Source organism: Agrobacterium sp. 22-223-1, from assembly GCF_053522385.1.
In genome coordinates, this window is the sequence record NZ_JBNWCN010000008.1 from 131,992 (window position 1) to 150,417 (window position 18,426).

15 protein-coding genes are annotated in these 18,426 nt (G+C 60.2%); 8 read left to right on the top strand and 7 right to left on the bottom strand.

All coding sequences use genetic code 11. The features are described from left to right. Window positions 1–4: 4 nt before the first annotated feature. Genes rutC through rutF form a run of 4 tightly spaced genes read left to right on the top strand, consistent with a single transcriptional unit; the run spans window position 5 to window position 2,354 of the window. Window positions 5–391, top strand: coding sequence for a pyrimidine utilization protein C (gene rutC, locus ACQZ60_RS24645; protein ID WP_003492069.1), 387 nt, complete (start codon window positions 5–7; stop codon window positions 389–391). A 13-nt stretch (window positions 392–404) separates the two neighbouring features. Next, window positions 405–1,196, top strand: coding sequence for a pyrimidine utilization protein D (gene rutD, locus ACQZ60_RS24650; RefSeq protein WP_448736321.1), 792 nt, complete (start codon window positions 405–407; stop codon window positions 1,194–1,196). A 16-nt stretch (window positions 1,197–1,212) separates the two neighbouring features. Then, window positions 1,213–1,803 (top strand): malonic semialdehyde reductase, encoded by a 591-nt coding sequence (locus ACQZ60_RS24655; protein WP_020810327.1) that lies wholly within the window; start codon window positions 1,213–1,215, stop codon window positions 1,801–1,803. Between the two features lie 26 nt (window positions 1,804–1,829). Then, window positions 1,830–2,354, top strand: coding sequence for an NADH-dependent FMN reductase RutF (gene rutF / locus ACQZ60_RS24660; protein WP_065655575.1), 525 nt, complete (start codon window positions 1,830–1,832; stop codon window positions 2,352–2,354). Window positions 2,355–2,423: 69 nt separating this feature from the next. On the opposite strand, the gene ACQZ60_RS24665 is transcribed toward rutF, so the two are convergent. The 3 genes from ACQZ60_RS24665 to ACQZ60_RS24675 all read right to left on the bottom strand — a co-directional run bounded on the left by ACQZ60_RS24665 (window position 2,424) and on the right by ACQZ60_RS24675 (window position 7,544). Continuing rightward, entirely contained in the window at window positions 2,424–3,869 is a 1,446-nt protein-coding gene (locus ACQZ60_RS24665; RefSeq protein ID WP_003522629.1) for an NAD(P)(+) transhydrogenase (Re/Si-specific) subunit beta, read from the bottom strand. Window positions 3,870–3,888: 19 nt separating this feature from the next. After that, window positions 3,889–5,463, bottom strand: a complete 1,575-nt coding sequence (locus ACQZ60_RS24670) for a Re/Si-specific NAD(P)(+) transhydrogenase subunit alpha (protein WP_448736322.1) — start codon at window positions 5,461–5,463, stop codon at window positions 3,889–3,891. Window positions 5,464–5,660: 197 nt separating this feature from the next. Then, window positions 5,661–7,544, bottom strand: a complete 1,884-nt coding sequence (locus tag ACQZ60_RS24675) for an MFS transporter (RefSeq protein ID WP_448736323.1) — start codon at window positions 7,542–7,544, stop codon at window positions 5,661–5,663. Between the two features lie 509 nt (window positions 7,545–8,053). Here ACQZ60_RS24675 and ACQZ60_RS24680 point away from each other — a divergent pair. Further along, entirely contained in the window at window positions 8,054–9,088 is a 1,035-nt protein-coding gene (locus ACQZ60_RS24680; RefSeq protein WP_003522626.1) for an aspartate-semialdehyde dehydrogenase, read from the top strand. Between the two features lie 214 nt (window positions 9,089–9,302). Continuing rightward, window positions 9,303–10,118, top strand: a complete 816-nt coding sequence (locus ACQZ60_RS24685) for a lytic murein transglycosylase (RefSeq protein WP_003522625.1) — start codon at window positions 9,303–9,305, stop codon at window positions 10,116–10,118. Between the two features lie 190 nt (window positions 10,119–10,308). Here ACQZ60_RS24685 and ACQZ60_RS24690 read toward each other — a convergent pair whose 3' ends face one another. Beyond that, on the bottom strand, window positions 10,309–10,950 hold the full coding sequence (locus ACQZ60_RS24690) for a carbonic anhydrase (protein WP_006312112.1): 642 nt from the start codon (window positions 10,948–10,950) through the stop codon (window positions 10,309–10,311). Between the two features lie 175 nt (window positions 10,951–11,125). Further along, window positions 11,126–12,001, bottom strand: a complete 876-nt coding sequence (gene pdxY / locus ACQZ60_RS24695; RefSeq protein WP_031233580.1) for a pyridoxal kinase PdxY — start codon at window positions 11,999–12,001, stop codon at window positions 11,126–11,128. Between the two features lie 225 nt (window positions 12,002–12,226). On the opposite strand from pdxY, the gene ACQZ60_RS24700 reads away from it, so the two are divergent. Both ACQZ60_RS24700 and ACQZ60_RS24705 read left to right on the top strand, forming a co-directional pair. Then, window positions 12,227–13,687 (top strand): phospholipase D-like domain-containing protein, encoded by a 1,461-nt coding sequence (locus ACQZ60_RS24700; RefSeq protein ID WP_031233581.1) that lies wholly within the window; start codon window positions 12,227–12,229, stop codon window positions 13,685–13,687. 49 nt (window positions 13,688–13,736) lie between these two features. Continuing rightward, window positions 13,737–14,582 carry an endonuclease/exonuclease/phosphatase family protein gene (locus ACQZ60_RS24705; protein WP_059758857.1) on the top strand — a complete coding sequence of 282 codons (846 nt, stop codon included), beginning with the start codon at window positions 13,737–13,739 and terminating at the stop codon, window positions 14,580–14,582. A gap of 57 nt (window positions 14,583–14,639) precedes the next feature. On the opposite strand, the gene ACQZ60_RS24710 is transcribed toward ACQZ60_RS24705, so the two are convergent. Both ACQZ60_RS24710 and ACQZ60_RS24715 read right to left on the bottom strand, forming a co-directional pair. Then, complete coding sequence (locus ACQZ60_RS24710) at window positions 14,640–14,834, bottom strand: hypothetical protein (RefSeq protein WP_003522620.1); 195 nt, start codon at window positions 14,832–14,834, stop codon at window positions 14,640–14,642. A gap of 290 nt (window positions 14,835–15,124) precedes the next feature. Further along, window positions 15,125–18,319, bottom strand: a complete 3,195-nt coding sequence (locus tag ACQZ60_RS24715; protein WP_020809338.1) for an efflux RND transporter permease subunit — start codon at window positions 18,317–18,319, stop codon at window positions 15,125–15,127. Window positions 18,320–18,426: the final 107 nt, after the last annotated feature.

The following is an 18,426-nucleotide window of genomic DNA, read 5'->3' on the forward strand; positions in this document are numbered from 1 at the left end:
CGAAATGCCGAAGAAGATCGTCGTGCCCGCCGGCACCAGCAAACCCATCGCTCCCTTTTCGCCGGGAACCCTTGCCGATGGCGTGGTTTACGTTTCCGGCACGCTGCCTTTCGACAAGGACAATAATGTCGTGCATGTGGGCGATGCCAGCGCGCAGACCCGCCATGTTCTGGAAACCATCAAGTCCGTCATCGAAACCGCCGGCGGCACGATGGAGGACGTGACGATGAACCACATCTTCATCACCGACTGGGCGAATTATCAGGCCGTCAACACGGTCTATGCCGAATATTTCCCCGGCGACAAGCCGGCGCGTTATTGCATTCAGTGCGGCCTCGTAAAACCCGACGCGCTGGTGGAAATCGCCACCGTCGCCCATATCGGCAAATAGGGCGAAACGGCAGATGATGCATTTCGAGGTTCATGGCCGGACTGATCCTGAGGCGCCTACAATCCTGCTGTCATCGGGACTGGGCGGATCGGGCGCCTATTGGACGCCGCAGATCGAAGCCCTTTCCGGTCATTTCCGGATCGTCACTTACGATCATCGCGGAACCGGCAGGACCGGCGGCGAGGTGCCGCTGGATGGCGGCATATCGGCGATGGCGGATGATGTGCTGGAAATCGTCTCGGCGCTGAACCTCGAGAAATTCCACTTCATGGGTCATGCGCTTGGCGGTCTGATCGGACTCGATATCGCGCTGCGCCAGCCCGGCCTTATCGACAGGCTCGTTCTTATCAATGCCTGGAGCAAGGCCGATCCGCATTCCGGGCGCTGCTTCGATGTGCGGATCGAGCTTCTGGAGAAATCCGGCGTCGAGGCTTTCGTAAAAGCCCAACCGCTGTTTCTTTATCCGGCCGCCTGGATGTCGGAACATCAGGAGCGGCTGGCGCGGGACGATGCCCATGGCGTCGCGCATTTTCAGGGCAAGGCGAATGTGCTTCGGCGCATCGCGGCGCTGAGGGGCTTCGATGTGGATACCCGCCTCGGCGAGATCGGCAATCCGGTTCTGGTGGTGGGCACGAAAGACGATCTTCTGGTGCCCTACACCCGCTCCCTGCGTCTCGTTGAGGGTTTGCCGCATGGCGAACTCTGCCTTCTCGATTTCGGGGCGCATGCGGTCAATATTACCGAAGCTGACCTTTTCAACGCTCGGCTTTTGCAGTTTCTGCTACCGGCAACACGAACATTCTGACGGGATTTTTAGGACAATGACGACAGCACTTGACGACAAGGCACTTGCAGCACTTTTCACCGCGGCCCGCACCCATAATGGCTGGGCTGACAAGCCGGTCGGCGACGAGACGCTGAGAGAGCTCTACGATCTGACGAAGATGGGTCCGACCTCGGCCAATTGCTCGCCGGGGCGTTTCGTGTTCGTGCGCAGCCAGGAAGCGAAAGAAAAACTGCGGCCAGCGCTTTCGTCGGGCAACCTTGAAAAGACCATGGCAGCACCCGTCACCGTAATCGCCGCCATCGACCGTGAATTTTACGAGAAACTGCCGATGCTGTTTCCGCATGCCGATGCCCGTTCGTGGTTCACCTCCAGCCCGGCCGTGGCCGAGGAGACGGCCTTCCGCAATGCCACGCTGCAGGCGGGTTATCTCATCCTTGCAGCCCGCTCCTTGGGACTGGATACCGGGGCAATGTCCGGTTTCGACAAAGGCAAGGTGGATACGGCGTTTTTCGCAGGCACGACATGGAAGTCCAATTTCCTGATCAATCTCGGCTATGGCGATCCGTCGAAGCTTTTCGGACGGTTGCCCCGCCTTGGCTTTGAAGACGCCTGTGTGCTGGCTTGATGGCCTGTTAAGGAAGGATGGGTTAGATGCAGATGATGTCTCTTGAAAAGGAAGCGGAAATGGAGACGAAGACTGCACAGCAACGCAGCCTCGATTATAGAAACGCCATGGCGCGGCTCGGTGCGGCGGTCAATATCGTCACCACGGACGGGGCGGCAGGCCGTGCAGGCTTTGCAGCGACAGCGGTTTGCAGCGTTTCCGACAATCCGCCCACGCTTCTTATCTGCCTCAACCGCAATTCTTCCGCCTACAGGGTGGTGAAGGCCAATGGCGTCGTCTGCGTTAACACGCTCGCCGCCCATCACGAGGTGCTGAGCACGCTTTTCGGCGGCAAGACGCCGGCGGAAGAGCGTTTCGCCGCCGGGAGCTGGGGTGTGCTTGAAACCGGCGCGCCGGTTCTGGAGGACGCGCTTGTCTCTTTCGACTGCCGCATCCGCGAGGCGCATGACGGCGGCACGCATGATATTCTGATCTGCGAGGTTGTGGATATGAAGATCAATGAAGGCGATGAGGCGCTGATGTATTTCAACCGGCGTTACCGGGTGCTTTGATCCAGCGGGAGTTTTCCCTGTCGGAATGTAGAAAGGGCGTTTCCGGTTTCCCGGAAACGCCCTTTTCATTTACTTGATCAGCGGCAGAAGATCGTTGATCGACTTCTTGGCGTCGCCGTAGAACATGCGGGTATTGTCCTTGTAGAACAGCGGGTTCTCGATGCCGGAGTAACCCGTTCCCTGGCCGCGCTTGGAGACGATGACCAGTTTGGACTTCCACACTTCCAGAACCGGCATGCCGGCAATCGGCGAGTTCGGATCGTCCTGGGCGGCCGGATTGACGATGTCGTTGGAGCCGATGACGATAACGACGTCGGTATTGGGGAAGTCGTCGTTGATCTCGTCCATTTCCAGCACGATGTCGTAGGGCACTTTGGCCTCGGCCAGCAGCACGTTCATGTGGCCGGGAAGGCGGCCTGCGACCGGGTGGATGGCGAAGCGCACGGTCTTGCCGTCGGCGCGCAGCTTGCGGGTCAGTTCGGAGACAGCTGCCTGCGCCTGCGCCACCGCCATGCCGTAGCCGGGAACGATGATGACGCTGTCGGCGTCATTCAGCGCTGCGGCCACGCCTTCGGCGTCGATCGCCACCTGCTCGCCCTCGATTTCCATCGCCGGACCCGTCGTGCCGCCGAAGCCGCCGAGGATGACCGAGATGAAGGAGCGGTTCATCGCCTTGCACATGATGTAGGAGAGGATCGCACCCGAGGAGCCGACCAGCGCACCGGTGACGATCAGCAGATCGTTGCCGAGCGTAAAGCCGATTGCCGCCGCCGCCCAGCCGGAATAGCTGTTCAGCATCGAAACGACGACAGGCATGTCGGCGCCGCCGATGCCCATGATCAGGTGATAGCCGATGAAGAAGGCGGCAAGCGTCATCAGCACCAGCGTCCATGCGCCGGCGCCGTTGCAATACATGATGAGCAGCACGAGCGACAGGATCGCAGCGCCGGCATTGAGCAGATGCCCGCCCGGCAGTTTCTTCGCCTTGCCGTCCACCTTGCCGGCGAGCTTGCCGAAGGCGACGACGGAGCCGGTGAAGGTGACCGCGCCGATGAAGACGCCAAGGAAGACCTCGACCTTCATGATCGCCAGTTCAACCGGCGTCTTGTGGGCGAGAATGGCGGAAAAGCCGGTCAGCAGCGAACGCGCGGTCTCATCGAGCGAGGCGACATGCGCTTCCTCGATATGGGCGTTGAAGCCGATGAAGACGGCGGCGAGGCCGACGAAGGAGTGAAGGGCTGCAACAAGCTGCGGCATTTCGGTCATCTGCACGCGGCTTGCGACGAAATAGCCGAGAACGGAGCCGCCCGCCAGCATCAGCAGCACCACGAGCCACTGCCCGACGCCCTTGCTGATCTCAGGGCCGAAGACGGTGGCGACGATGGCGAGACCCATGCCGACAATGCCGTACCAGACGGCGCGTTTGGCGCTTTCCTGTCCGGAAAGGCCGCCAAGAGAAAGGATGAAAAGAACGGCTGCGGCAACATAGGCCGCGGAAACGATACCAATGGTCATTGAATGTCCCCTACACGGCTCAGGACTTCTGGAACATGGCGAGCATGCGCCGTGTCACGAGGAAACCGCCGACGATGTTGATCGTCGCGATCAGGACGGAAAGCGAGGCCAGGATCACCACCAGCCAGTTGCCGGAACCGATCTGCAGCAATGCGCCGATGATGACGATGCCGGAAATCGCGTTCGTCACCGCCATCAGCGGCGTGTGCAGCGAGTGGCTGACATTCCAGATGACCTGGAAACCGACGAAGCAGGCCAGAACGAAAACGATGAAATGGCTCATGAAGCTTGCCGGCGCGAAAGCGCCCACCAGAAGCAGGATCGCCGTGCCGATGGCAAGCAGGCCGACCTGGCTTTTCGTCTGCGCCTTGAAGTCGGCATGTTCCTTGGCGTGCTTTTCCTCGGGCGTGAGTTCTTTTGCTCTTTCCTTCGGCTTCTGCGCGGCAATCGCCTGAATTTTCGGCGGCGGCGGGGGATAAGTGATTTCACCCTGATAGGTGACCGTCGCACCGCGGATGACGTCGTCTTCCATGTTGTGAACCGGCTTGCCGTCCTTGGCGGGCGTCAGATCGGTCATCATGTGGCGGATGTTGGTGGAATAGAGCGTCGAGGCCTGCGTCGCCATGCGGCTCGGGAAATCCGTATAGCCGATGACGATGACGCCATTCTCTGAGACGATGCGCTGGTCGGGAACCGTGAGGTCGCAATTGCCGCCGCGTTCGGCGGCGAGGTCGATGATGACCGAACCCGGCTTCATCATCGCCACCATGTCGGCGAGCCACAGTTTCGGGGCGTCGCGGCCCGGAATGAGCGCCGTGGTGATGACGATATCGATCTGCGGCGCGAGTTCGCGGAATTTTTCGAGCTGCTTCTCGCGGAATTCCGGCGAGGAGGGGGCAGCATAACCGCCGGTGGCGGCGCCGTCCTGCTGCTGATCGGCGAAATCGAGATAGACGAATTCCGCGCCCATGGATTCGATCTGTTCGGCCACTTCAGGGCGAACGTCGAAGGCATAGGTGATGGCGCCGAGCGATGTGGCCGTGCCGATGGCGGCAAGACCGGCAACGCCTGCGCCGATGACCAGCACCTTGGCGGGCGGCACCTTGCCGGCGGCGGTGACCTGACCGGTGAAGAAGCGGCCGAAATTATTGCCGGCCTCGATCACCGCGCGATAACCGGCGATATTGGCCATGGAGGACAGGGCGTCCATCTTCTGGGCGCGGGAAATGCGCGGCACCATGTCCATGGCGATGACATTTGCGCCCTTTTCCTTCGCCTGCTCCAGAAGATCCTTGTTCTGGGCGGGATAGAAGAACGAGATCAGCGTCTTGTCCGAAGACAGGCGATCAATCTCCGACGTTTCCGGCGGACGAACCTTGGCGATGATGTCGGAACCGGCGTAAAGCGCATCGGCGCTGTCGACGATCGTCACACCGGCTGCGCGATAGGCGTCGTCGGAAAAACCCGCCGCCTTGCCTGCACCGGTTTCAAGAATGCAATCATATCCGAGTTTCTGCAATGCCTGGGCGCTGTCGGGCGTCATGCCGACACGCGCCTCGCCCTCATATAATTCCTTAGGTGTCCCGATTCTCAAAATGGCTCTCCCTCTGCCTGATAATATAGGGGGGTCATAACCTATTCAGGGGGGCTTTGTCTCCATATTGATTTTGTCTTGCCTGCGACGGAATGACAGCCCGCTGCGACAGTCTTGTTCGATATGCGGACGTACCGCGCAATAAAAGAACCCGACGCTTCGGCGCCGGGTTCCGAAAATGTCAAACAGGGTATGGCTCAATCCATGGCGTGGATATCGCGATCCTTGGTTTCCGGCAGGAACAGCAGGCCGACGACCAGCGTGATGCCCGCGAAGATGATCGGGTACCAGAGACCGTAATAGATGTCGCCCTTCGCCGCGCTCATCGCAAAGGCGGTGGCGGGCAGAAGACCGCCGAACCAGCCGTTACCGATGTGGTATGGCAGCGACATGCCGGAGTAGCGGATGCGGGTCGGGAACAGTTCGACCAGCAGGGCCGCGATCGGGCCGTAGACCATCGTCACGTAGATGACGAGGACGGTCAGGACCGCGATGATGACGACCCAGTTCACGGCGGCCGGATCGGCCACCATGGAGAAGGTGCCGCCGCCGGCTACGGTGTAGACGGCCACTTCCGCGGCACCAGCGGCCTCTGCCGGTGTCAGCAGCTTGTCCGCCACCAGCTTGTCGGTCGCGACCATTTTCTTGTCGGCAGCGCGAACGGCCTCCGCATTGAGGTTAAGCTCCGGGTTTGCGGCAATGAAGGCATCCAGTTTCGCGTCCGGCACCTGCGCCGCGCCGCGCACCAGCGGGTAGCCGCCATCGTGAAGCGCCATGTTGACCTGCTTCTGGAAGGCCTTGTCCTTGGCTGCCGCATCCGCGCCGGCGGCGGCCGCGTCGTAGCTGGCGATGGTCGCATCGCCGATCTTGATGCTGGCCGGCTGGCCGGCTGCTCCTGCAACCACGTCATAGGGAACGGAGTTGCGCGTCAGGAACGAGGTGGCGATATCGCAGGATGTGGTGAATTTCGCCGTGCCGGTCGGGTTGAACTGGAACTTGCAGTCGCCGGGGGCTGCGGTCACGGTGGCGCGAACGCTGGACTGGGCTTGCGCAAGCGCCGGGTTGCCGGCCCATGTCAGTGCCTTGAACAGCGGGAAGTAGGTCAGCATGGCAAGGATGAGACCGGCCATGATGATCGGCTTGCGGCCGATCTTGTCGGAAAGCCAGCCGAAGATGACGAAGAAGCTGGTGCCGAGGATGAGGGCCGCCGCCACCATGATGTTGGCGGACTGGCCGTCGACCTTCAGGATGCTCTGCAGGAAGAACAGCGCGTAGAACTGACCCGTATACCAGACAACGGCCTGGCCGATGACGGCACCGACAAGCGCGATGAGCGCGATCTTGGCGTTTTTCCACTGGCCGAAGGCTTCGCTGAGCGGCGCCTTGGATGTCTTGCCTTCTTCCTTCATCTTCTTGAAGGCGGGAGATTCGTTCATTTTCAGACGAATCCAGACCGATACGCCGAGCAGCAGAACGGAAACGAGGAAGGGAATGCGCCAGCCCCAGGCTGCGAAGGCTTCCTTGCCGAGTGCGAACTGCACGCCGAGAATGACCACCAGCGACAGGAACAGGCCGAGCGTCGCCGTCGTCTGGATCCACGAGGTGTAATAGCCCCTGCGGCCGTTCGGCGCATGTTCGGCCACGTAAGTTGCCGCACCGCCATATTCACCGCCGAGCGCCAGGCCCTGCAGCATGCGCAGCGCGATCAGGATGATCGGAGCGGCGATGCCGATCTGCGATGCGCCGGGCAGGACGCCGACGAGGAAGGTCGAAACGCCCATGATGAGGATGGTGATGAGGAAGGTATATTTGCGGCCGACAATGTCGCCCAGACGGCCGAATACCAGCGCGCCGAAGGGGCGCACGAGGAAGCCGGCGGCGAAGGCCAGCAGCGCAAAGATGTTGCGTGTCGTTTCCGGATATTGGCTGAAGAAGTTCGCGCCGATATAGATCGCGAGCGAGCCGTACAGATAAAAATCGTACCATTCGAAGACTGTTCCGAGAGAAGAGGCGAAAATCACCTTCTTCTCTTCACCCGTCATTGGACGGGCGGCGCCGCTCACGGCTGCAATATCTGCCATTGTCTGTCCTCCACAGATGTCCCAATTGGCGCATTGCGGAGCCCATCTCTCTCCTCCGGACTCCCCATAAGGGTGCAATGCGCGGAGTGTCAGAGTGACAGAAAATTAACTGCAATAAGAGCGATGCTTTCGGATTATGACTTTAGTCTAATGCAAGGCGTCCCGAAAATGTCGCGGGGGCCGATTTGACGTCTTGCGCAAGGCGCCTCCAAACGCGCCTTTTTTCTTGACACAACCGAGAAACCTTCTAATAGCTTCTCGCGAAGAAGGAGCATCACCTTGCGCATGCATGTTGCAGACATGTTCGTCATGGAAGGACCGGCACAATTGGCCGGCGATGATCCGCGCCTTTCTTATTCTATCCGAATTACGGCCAAAACGACGATTAAAACCGTCTAACGTCTCTGGCCACCGCTCTCTCCCCGGTTTGGCTGGGGATCGAGGAAACCGCGATATGATGCGGGTTCCCACCTCACCAAAAAGAGGAGAGACAGAAAGAGAGCTTGATCATGGGTTTCAAAGTTGCAATTGCAGGCGCCACCGGCAACGTCGGTCGCGAAATGCTCAATATCCTGGCCGAACGCGGTTTCCCCGCCGATGAAGTCGTGCCGCTCGCTTCCGCCCGCTCGCAGGGCACGGAAGTCTCCTATGGCGACCGCACGCTGAAGGTCTCGAACCTCGAGAACTACGATTTTTCCGACACGGATATTTGCCTGATGTCGGCCGGCGGCGATGTTTCCAAGAAGTGGTCGCCGAAGATCGGCCAGCAGGGCTGCGTCGTCATCGACAACTCTTCCGCATGGCGCTACGACCAGGACGTTCCGCTGATCGTTCCGGAAGTCAATGCCGATGCGGTTGCGGGCTTTACCAAGAAGAACATCATCGCCAACCCGAATTGCTCCACGGCGCAGCTCGTTGTCGCGCTGAAGCCGCTGCATGACTTCGCCAAGATCAAGCGTGTTGTCGTCTCCACCTACCAGTCGGTTTCCGGTGCCGGCAAGGAAGGCATGGACGAGCTGTTCCAGCAGACCCGCGCCGTCTTCGTAGCCGATCCGGTCGAAGCCAAGAAGTTCACCAAGCGCATCGCCTTCAACGTCATTCCGCATATCGACGTCTTCATGGAAGACGGCTACACCAAGGAAGAGTGGAAGGTTCTGGCCGAAACCAAGAAGATGCTTGACCCGAAGATCAAGGTAACCTGCACGGCCGTGCGCGTTCCGGTCTTCATCGGCCATTCGGAATCGGTCAATATCGAGTTCGAAAACGAGATCACCGCCGATCAGGCGCGCGACATCCTGCGCGAAGCGCCGGGTTGCCTCGTCATCGACAAGCGCGAAAACGGCGGCTACATCACTCCGGTCGAATCCGCCGGTGAGGACGCGACCTATATCTCGCGCATCCGCGAAGATGCGACGGTCGAAAACGGCCTCAACCTGTGGGTTGTTTCCGACAATCTGCGCAAGGGTGCGGCTCTCAACGCCGTCCAGATCGCCGAACTGTTGATCAATCGTGGTTTCATCAAGCCCCGCAAGGCGGCTGCCTGATACCATTTTTTAAGGTTCGTTAAGTATAACCCGTCTGTTCTGTGTGGGGCAGGCGGGTTTCATAATTGGCGACGATCACGGCCAGTTTATTTGCAGGCCTTGCTGCCGAAAGGCAATTTAGGCCGCCAAAAAGCAATTTGGCACCTGAATCATACAGTATTGACGGTTTGGTTCTCGGGAAAAATTCCCCAAAGGATATCGAAGGCAGATTTTGATGCGGGCAATGAAGGTAATTCTGGCTGGTGTGGCCATGGTTTCGGTTCTGGCAGCGACGCCGGTTATGGCTGCGCAATGCGGCAACACTTCGGCGGGCTTCGATGCCTGGGTCGGCGCCTTCAAGCAGGAAGCGGCGGGCCGCGGCGTCAGCGCCTCGGTGCTCGACCGTGCTTTCTCCGGCGTCTCCTACAACCAGGCGACGATCCGCGCAGACCGCGGCCAGCACAGCTTCAAGCTCTCCTTCGAACAGTTCATGCAGAAGCGCGGCGGTCAGACGATCATTTCGCGCGGCAAGACCATGAAGAAGAACAACGCTTCTCTCTTTGCTTCCATCGAGCGCGCCTATGGCGTGCCGGCCGGTCCGCTGCTCGCCATCTGGGGCATGGAAACCGGCTTTGGCGGCTTCATGGGCAACCAGCACACGCTTTCCGCCGTGGCGACGCTTTCCTTCGATTGCCGTCGTTCGGATTATTTCACTGAGCAGCTTTATGCGGCCCTCAAGCTCGTCGGCAGCGGTTCGCTGAACGTCAATGCCAAGGGTGCGGCCCATGGTGAAATCGGTCAGACGCAGTTCCTGCCGCTGAACGTCGTGCGTTATGGCGTGGATTTCGACCGCGACGGCCGTATCGATCTGGTCGGTTCGCGCGCCGATGCGCTGGCCTCCACCGCGAACTTCCTTGTCGGTCACGGCTGGCAGCGCGGTGCCGGTTATCAGCAGGGACAGGCGAACTACGCCGCCATCCAGGGCTGGAACGCCGCAAGCGTCTACCAGCAGGCCATCGCCTTCATCGGCAAGGCGATTGACGGCCAATAAGGTCTTAGGTTTGAAAGGCCTTGTGATCACAAGGCCTTATCCGCATTCTCGACGTCATCCTCGGGCTTGTCCCGAGGATCTGCAACGTTCCGATTTTGTGCGAGGTGGTTAGATTCTCGGGACAAGCCCGAGGATGACGGGAGTTACCGGAGCGGGTCCAAAAGGTGCCCAGTAGTACAGCCCGCTTCACTCACAGATCTGGACGGCGGAAATCACCCGTTTTGCTGTCCATCACCCACAACTCGCCGGTCGAAATATCGAACCATGCACCGTGCAACTTCACCTTGCCGGCGGTTTCCTGCGCCTTGACGAAGGGGAAGCCGCGCAGGTTGGCGATGGAGTTGCGGATGGAAACCCGTTCCAGCGCGGTCTGGCGCTCGGAGGCGGTCATGACATCGTTGCTCTGGATCTGCTCGGCGGCCGACTTGACCATGTTCATCCATTTGCCGATGAAATCGCCCGGCGACAGCGGTTCGAGATTGGGATCGAGCGCTGCCTGAATGCCGCCGCAGCGGCCGTGGCCCATGACGACGATATCCTTCACCTTCAGAACCTGAACGGCATATTCGATAGCCGCCGAAGTGGCGTGGTACTGCCCGTCCGGCTCGAAGGGCGGCACCATGTTGGCGACGTTGCGGACGACGAAAAGCTCTCCCGGTCCGCAATCGAAAATGGTTTCCGGCGCGGAGCGGGAGTCACAACAGGCAATGAACAGGGTCTGCGGTTTCTGTCCGGTGTCGGCCAGAACGCGGTATCTTTCGCGCTCGTCGACATAGCGGCCGCTCATGAAGTTCTTGTAGCCGTTGAGAAGGGTTTCCGGAAAATCTTTCATCTATCGCAGTACCGTTGTGGTTGGACCGAGATCAAGAAAAGAACTCGGTGCGTTAAAGACCAATCCTTTGGAGCATTTTCGCTTTTCTTCGAACCGCGAAACCGCTCCAACTCCTTGTTTGTCGCATTTCCGGACGGAAAACCGAGGGCCACTTTTCCTGGAAATGCTCTAGCCGCTATTTGCGCTTGCTGCGCGAAGGATGCAAGAGATGGCGCATCTGCACCATGGCCATGGGTGTGGAGAGACTTGAAGAGTCCGTCTCCAGCGTCAATTCATTCATGTCGCGTTTTTTGGTGCGCGCCAGAATTTCGAAGACGCTGGCGGTTGCGAGCTGCAGCGCCTTTTCGTCATCCATGCCTTCCAGCAGGCGAGCGAGGAACAGCGCCGACATCAGATCGCCGAGGCCGTTCGGCGCATTCTCGATGGCGCGATGTTCGGCAAGCAGCGCGTGGCGGCCGCTGAGATAAAGATTGCCGGTGCCGCCCGTCATCATCGGCACGGCTGAGGTGACCAGCATTTTCGGCGGGCCGAGGGCGAGCGCGGCATCCATGATGGCATTGTTGGTCTCGAGCTCCGCGCCGCTCATCCAGGCGAGTTCATAACGGTTCGGCGTGGCGACCGTGGCAAGCGGGATGAGGTGATCGCGAATGGCTTCGGCGGTCTCGAGCGGAATGTAAAGCCCGCCCAGATCGCCCATGACCGGGTCGCAGGCGTAAATCAGCGACGGGTTCTTTTCCTTCAGATTGCGGATCAGCCTTGCGACAGAGCGCACCTGCGCGGCGCTACCGAAATAACCGGTCAGAACAGCCTTGACCTCGCCGATCCATTTGGCGTTTTCGAGGTCGGTCATCGCCTTGTCGAAATCGTCGTCCTGAAAGCGCATCCGGGTGGAAGGGCCGTGGCCGGGATGCCAGGGCATGACGATGGTGGGCACCGCCCAGACGGGATAACCGAGTGTCTCCAGCGCAAAGACAGCGGCGCGATTGCCGACGGAACCACGCATGACATGGCTGGAAATGACGATGACGGCGCCCTGTGTATTTTCCTGCATCACGGCCTTCTTGCTTTCAAACGAGGCAGAAAGCCCGCAAGTGCACCCCGCCTTGCCACTGCCCAAAGATCAAGATGCGCTCTCATGACATATCGCAAGGCCGGTTTCCACCGTTAATCCCGCAAGGGTCTGTCCCGCAAAAGCATGGCGCGGTCAGGTTCTTTGTCTCCGCCAGCGCTACCTGCCTGTCATTGCGAGATTGCCGAAGTACTCTATAGTTGTACCATGCTCGATCTCGTCATTGCCTATTGGCCGCATATTCTTGCCGTTCTCTCGATTTTGATGGGAACCGTGGCGGCCGTGCATGCCACGATGACGAAGGAGGAGGTCCGCTCCGCGCTCGGTTGGGTCGGCGTCATCGTGCTGTCGCCCATCGTCGGCGCGGTCATCTATGCCATTGCCGGCATCAACCGCATTCGCCGGTCCAATATCACGCAGCAGCGGTCCTTCATGCAGGACGAGATCATGGATCGCGTGGCGCGTCTGGATGCCAGCGGCGAGACGATAGCCGCGCGCTTCGGACGCCGGTTCGAGGCGATGAAGACGCTGGGCGACCGGGTGACGCGTCATGCGCTGACGACAGGCAACGGCATCGAGCCGCTGGTGACGGGGGATGCCGCCTATGCCGCCATGCTGGAGGCCATCGACGAGGCGAAGCGGTCGATCATTCTCGAAACATATATTTTCGACAATGACCGGATCGGCGCCCGTTTTGTCGCGGCGCTCGAAAGGGCGAAGTTTCGCGGCGTGGAGGTGCGGGTGCTGGTGGATGCGGTGGGTGCGCGTTACTCGGTGCCGAGCATCCTGCCGACGCTCAGGGAAAAGGGCATCGTCTGCGATGTCTTCAACGGCAACGTCATCATGGGGCTGCGGCTGCCCTACGCCAATCTGCGCACCCACCGCAAGATCCTCGTGGTGGACGGGCGCATCGCGTTCAGCGGCGGCATGAATATCCGCGAGGGTTTCACCCAGGAATTCGGCGGCGAAAGCCAGTCGCACGACACGCATTTCAAGATCACCGGGCCGGTTGTATCGGATTTTTTCTCCATCGCGGCGGAGGACTGGCGCTTCACGACAAGGGAGCTTCTGGATGCGCCGGTCTGGGATATCGCCATTCCCGATGGCGTGCCGGGCTCGCAGATCGTTGCCCGCGTCTGCTCCTCCGGGCCGGACAAGAGTATCGAGACCAGTCACAAGATGCTGATGGGCGCGTTTTCCGTCGCGCGCTCCTCCATTCTCATCATGTCGCCCTATTTTCTCCCCGATCGGGAGCTTATTTCGGCGCTCATAACCGCAGCAAGGCGGGGAGTCGTGGTGGATATCATCGTGCCGAAAAGCAACAATCTGGTGCTTGTGGACAGGGCGATGACGGCGCAGTTCGACCAGATGCTGAAGAATTACTGCCGCATCTGGCGGGCGACGGGAGCTTTCAATCATTCCAAGCTTCTGGTGATCGACGGGCGCTGGAGCTACATTGGCTCTTCCAATCTCGATCCGCGTTCGCTGCGATTGAACTTTGAGATCGATCTCGAAGTTATGGATGAGGAATTCGCCGCGACAATCGGCGAGCGCATCCGGGATGCACGGGCAACCGCCTTGCCCGTGCGGCTCAGCGAACTGAATGCGCGGCCATTCGTTGTCCGTTTTGTGGAGCGTGTCCTGTGGCTCGCTTCGCCTTATCTTTAGAGTGCGGTGCGTCCGACAGGGCGCTGCGCGAGACCGGAGGCATCGACGCGTGAAAAAGAACGGTTTGCTGGATGATGAAAAAACGGCTTTGACGAAAAACACCAGCCTGTCCGCCTTCGTCATGCAGTCGCTGCGCGACCGTCGCCAGCGCCAGAATACGGCGCCAGCGACGAAAGATCATTCCTTCCCCGTCATCGCCTCCTACAATGTGCATAAATGCGTCGGCCGCGACCGCAAGTTCGATCCCGATCGCACCAGCCGCGTCATTCAGGAAATCGGCGCTGACATCATCGCCCTTCAGGAAGCGGACAGCCGTTTCGGCGAGCGCACCGGCCTGCTCGATCTCGCGCGGCTGGAGCGGGAAAGCGGCCTCATTCCCGTGCCCGTGCAGGCCGGCGTGAAGGCGCATGGCTGGCACGGCAATGTCGTGCTGTTCAAGGAAGGGGCGGTGAGGGATGTGCATACGCTGAAATTGCCGGGGCTGGAGCCGCGCGGCGCGCTCGTCGTGGAGCTGGATCTCAAACGCGGCGGCACGCTGCGGGTCATCGCCGCCCATTTCGGGCTTCTCAGACATTCCCGCGCCCAGCAGGCGAAAGCATTGATCGGCCTTCTGGAAGCACGCAACGAATGCGCGACCATCCTCATGGGAGACCTGAACGAATGGCGTCTCGGCAACGGGTCGTCGCTCAATACGTTCCGGGATGCTTTTGGCGCCTTGCCACCGGCGGTGCCGAGTTTTCCGTCCAACCTGCCGGTGCTGGCGCTCGACAGGATCATCGCCAATCGTGAAGGGTTGATCGAGCAGGTGGAGGCGCATGATAGCGCGCTGGCGCGCATCGCCTCGGATCATCTGCCGTTGAAGGCCGCGGTGCGGACCGACCTGCTTCCGGCCTGATCCCGCTGCGGATGATATGCCGCAAGCAGGAGACAGGACCCGAGCAGTGGGAAGCCGTTACGCTGCCGTTAGATGGCTGCGCGAACGGGCTTCCAGCAACGATGTGCGAATGGCTTCCATCAGCCGCTCACGGTTGTTTCTGGTCTTGCTTCTGTCCAGGTTCTGCGCGGAAAGCGCCAGATCCAGACCTTCATGCATCACGATCGAATAGGCAACGGTCGTTGCCCAGTTTTCGTATTCCTGCTCCATCATGCAGCCCCTGAACTAAATCATTTAGTCCGAATCACCCTGTTCTTGAGAATTTACCACAAAATACAAAGCATAAAATAGCATCGTTTCTTGCCGCTCCGTCGAGTTGGTTTGGATATATTGATTTTTGACAGATTCAATGCGGGACAATATAGGCGATTTTCCCGCTTAAGCATTTGAAACTGATTCTATTTCAGTGGAGTCGCATAGACGTTTCCAGCCAAAAAAACGCCGCGCATCGGGGGATGCGCGGCGGGCTTGCTTCGAAGGTGGCGGTGGATGGGAGTGGGGTCTCAGCCGGCCTTTTCGAGCTTGTAGTCCGAATTGGCCGGTTCTTCCTGCTTGTGCTGGATGAGCGGACGATTGCCCGCCAGCCTGCGCACCAGCACGTAGAAGACCGGTGTCATGAAGATGCCGAAGAACGTTACGCCGATCATGCCGGAGAACACCGCGACACCCATGGCCGCACGCATTTCCGCACCTGCACCGGTGGAGACGACCAGCGGCACCACGCCCATGATGAAGGCGAGCGAGGTCATCAGGATCGGGCGCAGGCGAAGCCGGCTTGCCTCGATGGCCGCCTGAAGCGGCGTTCGTCCTTCGAATTCCAGTTCCCGGGCGAATTCCACGATCAGGATCGCGTTCTTCGCCGAGAGACCCACAAGGACGACAAGGCCGATCTGCGTAAAGATGTTGTTATCCCCTCCCGTCAGCCAGACGCCCGTGAGGGCCGCAAGCACACCGAGCGGGACAATCAGGATGATCGCAATCGGCAAGGTGAGGCTTTCATATTGCGCGGCGAGCACGAGATAGACCAAGAGCAGCGCCAGCGGGAAGACCACGATGCTGGAATTGCCGGCCAGAATCTGCTGGTAGGTCAGGTCCGTCCATTCGTAGTCGACACCGGCGGGCAGGGTTTCGGCAAGGATTTTTTCAATTGCCGCCTGCGCCTGTCCCGAGGAGAAGCCCGGTGCCGGACCGCCGTTGATATCGGCCGCAAGGAAGCCGTTATAACGGTTGGTGCGCTCCGGCCCCGTCGTCGCATTTACCTTCAAGAGCGTCGACAGCGGGATCATCTGACCCGATGCGGAGCGAACCTTCAGGCGACCGATATCTTCGGCATGGGCGCGGAACTGGGAATCCGCCTGAACCCGCACGCTGTATGTCCGTCCGAAAGCATTGAAGTCGTTGACATAGAGCGAGCCGAGATAGATCTGCAGCGTCTGGAAGACGTCGCTGACGGATACACCTAGCTGTTCCGCCTTGGCGCGGTCGAGATCGGCGAAGAGCTGCGGCACGTTGATCTGGTAGCTGGAGAAGATGCCCGCGAGTTCCGGCGTCTGATAGGCCTTGCCGATCACTGCCTTCGTCGCTTCATCCAGCGTCTGGTAGCCGTAGCCGGCGCGGTCTTCGATCTGCAGCTTGAAGCCGCCCGTCTGGCCGAGACCGTTGACCGGCGGCGGCGGGAACATGGCGATGAAGGCATCCTGAATGCCCGCATATTTCTGGTTCAGCTGCATGGCGATGGCGCCGCCGGACAGTTCCGGTGTCTTACGTTTTTCGAAGTCATCGAGAACTGCAAAGACGATGCCGGAATTGGAGCCGATGGTGAAGCCGTTGATCGACAGGCCCGGGAAGGCGATGGCGTGGCTGACGCCGGGTGTTTCGAGCGCGATGTCGCTCATCCGCTTGATGACGCTTTCCGTGCGGTCGAGCGTTGCGCCGTCCGGAAGCTGGGCGAAGCCGATCAGGTACTGCTTGTCCTGCGCCGGCACGAAGCCGCTCGGGACGGTGGTGAACATGCCGTAGGTGGCGGCCACCAGCGCCATATAGACCATCATGACAAGGCTCTTGCGCGTCACCAGCCCGCCCACGGTCTTGCCGTAGCCGTTCGAGGCTGCGCCGAAGGCGCGGTTGAAGCCGCGGAAGAACCAGCCAAGGATTTTGTCCATGAAGCGGGTCAGCCAGTCTTTCGGTGCGCCGTGTTCCTTCAGCAGCAGGGCTGCAAGAGCGGGCGACAGCGTCAGCGAGTTGATGGCCGAAATGACGGTGGAGATGGCGATGGTCAGTGCGAACTGCCGGTAGAACTGGCCGGACAGGCCAGAGATGAAGGCAAGCGGCACGAAGACCGCGACCAGAACCAGCGCAATCGCGATGATCGGGCCTGAGACTTCGCGCATCGCCTTATAGGTGGCGTCACGCGGCGAGAGCCCGTTTTCGATGTTTCGCTCGACGTTTTCGACGACCACGATGGCGTCATCCACCACGATGCCGATGGCGAGCACGAGCCCGAACAGCGTCAACGCGTTGATGGAGAAGCCGAAGGCATACATGACGGCGAAGGTGCCGATGATCGAGACCGGAACGGCGATCAGCGGAATGATCGAGGCGCGCCAGGTCTGCAGGAAGAGGATGACGACAAGCACCACGAGGCCAACGGCCTCGAGGAGTGTATCGACAACCTTTTCGATGGAGGAGCGCACGAATTTCGTCGTGTCGTAGACGATTTCGTATTTCACACCGTCGGGCATTGCCAGCTGCAGATTGTCCATCGTGGCGCGGACATTGTCGGCGATTTCGATGGCGTTGGAGCCGGGGGCCTGAAGCACCGCGACAGCCACGGCGGGTTCGCCGTCCAGCAGCGAGCGCAGCGTGTAATCGGCCGCACCGAGTTCGATGCGGGCGACATCGCGCAGGCGGGTGATTTCACCGTTGGCGCCGCTCTTGACGATGATGTTGCCGAATTCCTCCGGCGTCGTCAGACGGCCCTGGGCATTGACGTTGAGCTGCAGGTCGACACCGTTCGGGCTCGGCGAAGCGCCGATAACGCCGGCTGCGGCCTGCACGTTCTGCTGGCGGATGGCGTCGGAAACGTCGCTGGCGGCCAGATCATGCTCGGCCACCTTCTGCGGGTCGAGCCAGACGCGCATGGAATAGTCGCCTGCGCCGAAGACCTGCACCTGGCCGACACCTTCGATGCGGGCAAGCCGGTCCTTGACGTTCAGCGTCGCATAGTTGCGCAGATAGGTGATGTCATAGGCGTCGGTCTTCGAGACCAGGTTGACGACCATGATGAAGTCGGGCGAGCTCTTGACGGTGGTGATGCCGAGTGCGCGAACTTCCGCCGGCAGGCGCGGTTCGGCCTGCGACACGCGGTTCTGCACCAGCTGCTGCGCCTTGTCGGGGTCGGTGCCGAGCTTGAAGGTGACGGTCAGCGTCAGGACGCCGTCGGACGTCGCCTGGCTGCCCATATAGAGCATGTCCTCGACGCCGTTGATCTGTTCTTCCAGCGGTGTCGCGACGGTTTCGGCAATAACGGTCGGGTTCGCGCCGGGATAGGTGGCGCGGACGACGACGGATGGCGGAACGACTTCGGGATATTCCGAAATCGGCAGGGCGCGCATGCCGAGTAGGCCTGCCACCACAATCAGGATCGACAGAACGCCGGCGAATACCGGCCTGTCGACAAAAAATCTGGAAATATTCATATCCAGTCCCTCTCCGGGTCTTTGGGAATGCGAAGGCCGTTCCGGCGGCAATCCTGCCGCCGGTGAAGGCCGGTTCTGTCTGAAGGGGCGTCTCGCGAAAGCGCGGG

Excerpts from the sequence above, each read along its gene's own strand:
- rutC (WP_003492069.1), top strand. The coding sequence starts at position 5 with ATGCCGAAGAAGATCGTCGTGCCCGCCGGCACCAGCAAACCCATCGCT.
- rutD (WP_448736321.1), top strand. The coding sequence starts at position 405 with ATGATGCATTTCGAGGTTCATGGCCGGACTGATCCTGAGGCGCCTACA.
- ACQZ60_RS24655 (WP_020810327.1), top strand. The coding sequence starts at position 1,213 with ATGACGACAGCACTTGACGACAAGGCACTTGCAGCACTTTTCACCGCG.
- rutF (WP_065655575.1), top strand. The coding sequence starts at position 1,830 with ATGCAGATGATGTCTCTTGAAAAGGAAGCGGAAATGGAGACGAAGACT.
- ACQZ60_RS24665 (WP_003522629.1), bottom strand. The coding sequence starts at position 3,869 with ATGACCATTGGTATCGTTTCCGCGGCCTATGTTGCCGCAGCCGTTCTT.
- ACQZ60_RS24675 (WP_448736323.1), bottom strand. The coding sequence starts at position 7,544 with ATGGCAGATATTGCAGCCGTGAGCGGCGCCGCCCGTCCAATGACGGGT.
- ACQZ60_RS24680 (WP_003522626.1), top strand. The coding sequence starts at position 8,054 with ATGGGTTTCAAAGTTGCAATTGCAGGCGCCACCGGCAACGTCGGTCGC.
- ACQZ60_RS24685 (WP_003522625.1), top strand. The coding sequence starts at position 9,303 with ATGCGGGCAATGAAGGTAATTCTGGCTGGTGTGGCCATGGTTTCGGTT.
- ACQZ60_RS24690 (WP_006312112.1), bottom strand. The coding sequence starts at position 10,950 with ATGAAAGATTTTCCGGAAACCCTTCTCAACGGCTACAAGAACTTCATG.
- pdxY (WP_031233580.1), bottom strand. The coding sequence starts at position 12,001 with ATGCAGGAAAATACACAGGGCGCCGTCATCGTCATTTCCAGCCATGTC.
- ACQZ60_RS24700 (WP_031233581.1), top strand. The coding sequence starts at position 12,227 with ATGCTCGATCTCGTCATTGCCTATTGGCCGCATATTCTTGCCGTTCTC.
- ACQZ60_RS24710 (WP_003522620.1), bottom strand. The coding sequence starts at position 14,834 with ATGATGGAGCAGGAATACGAAAACTGGGCAACGACCGTTGCCTATTCG.
- ACQZ60_RS24715 (WP_020809338.1), bottom strand. The coding sequence starts at position 18,319 with ATGAATATTTCCAGATTTTTTGTCGACAGGCCGGTATTCGCCGGCGTT.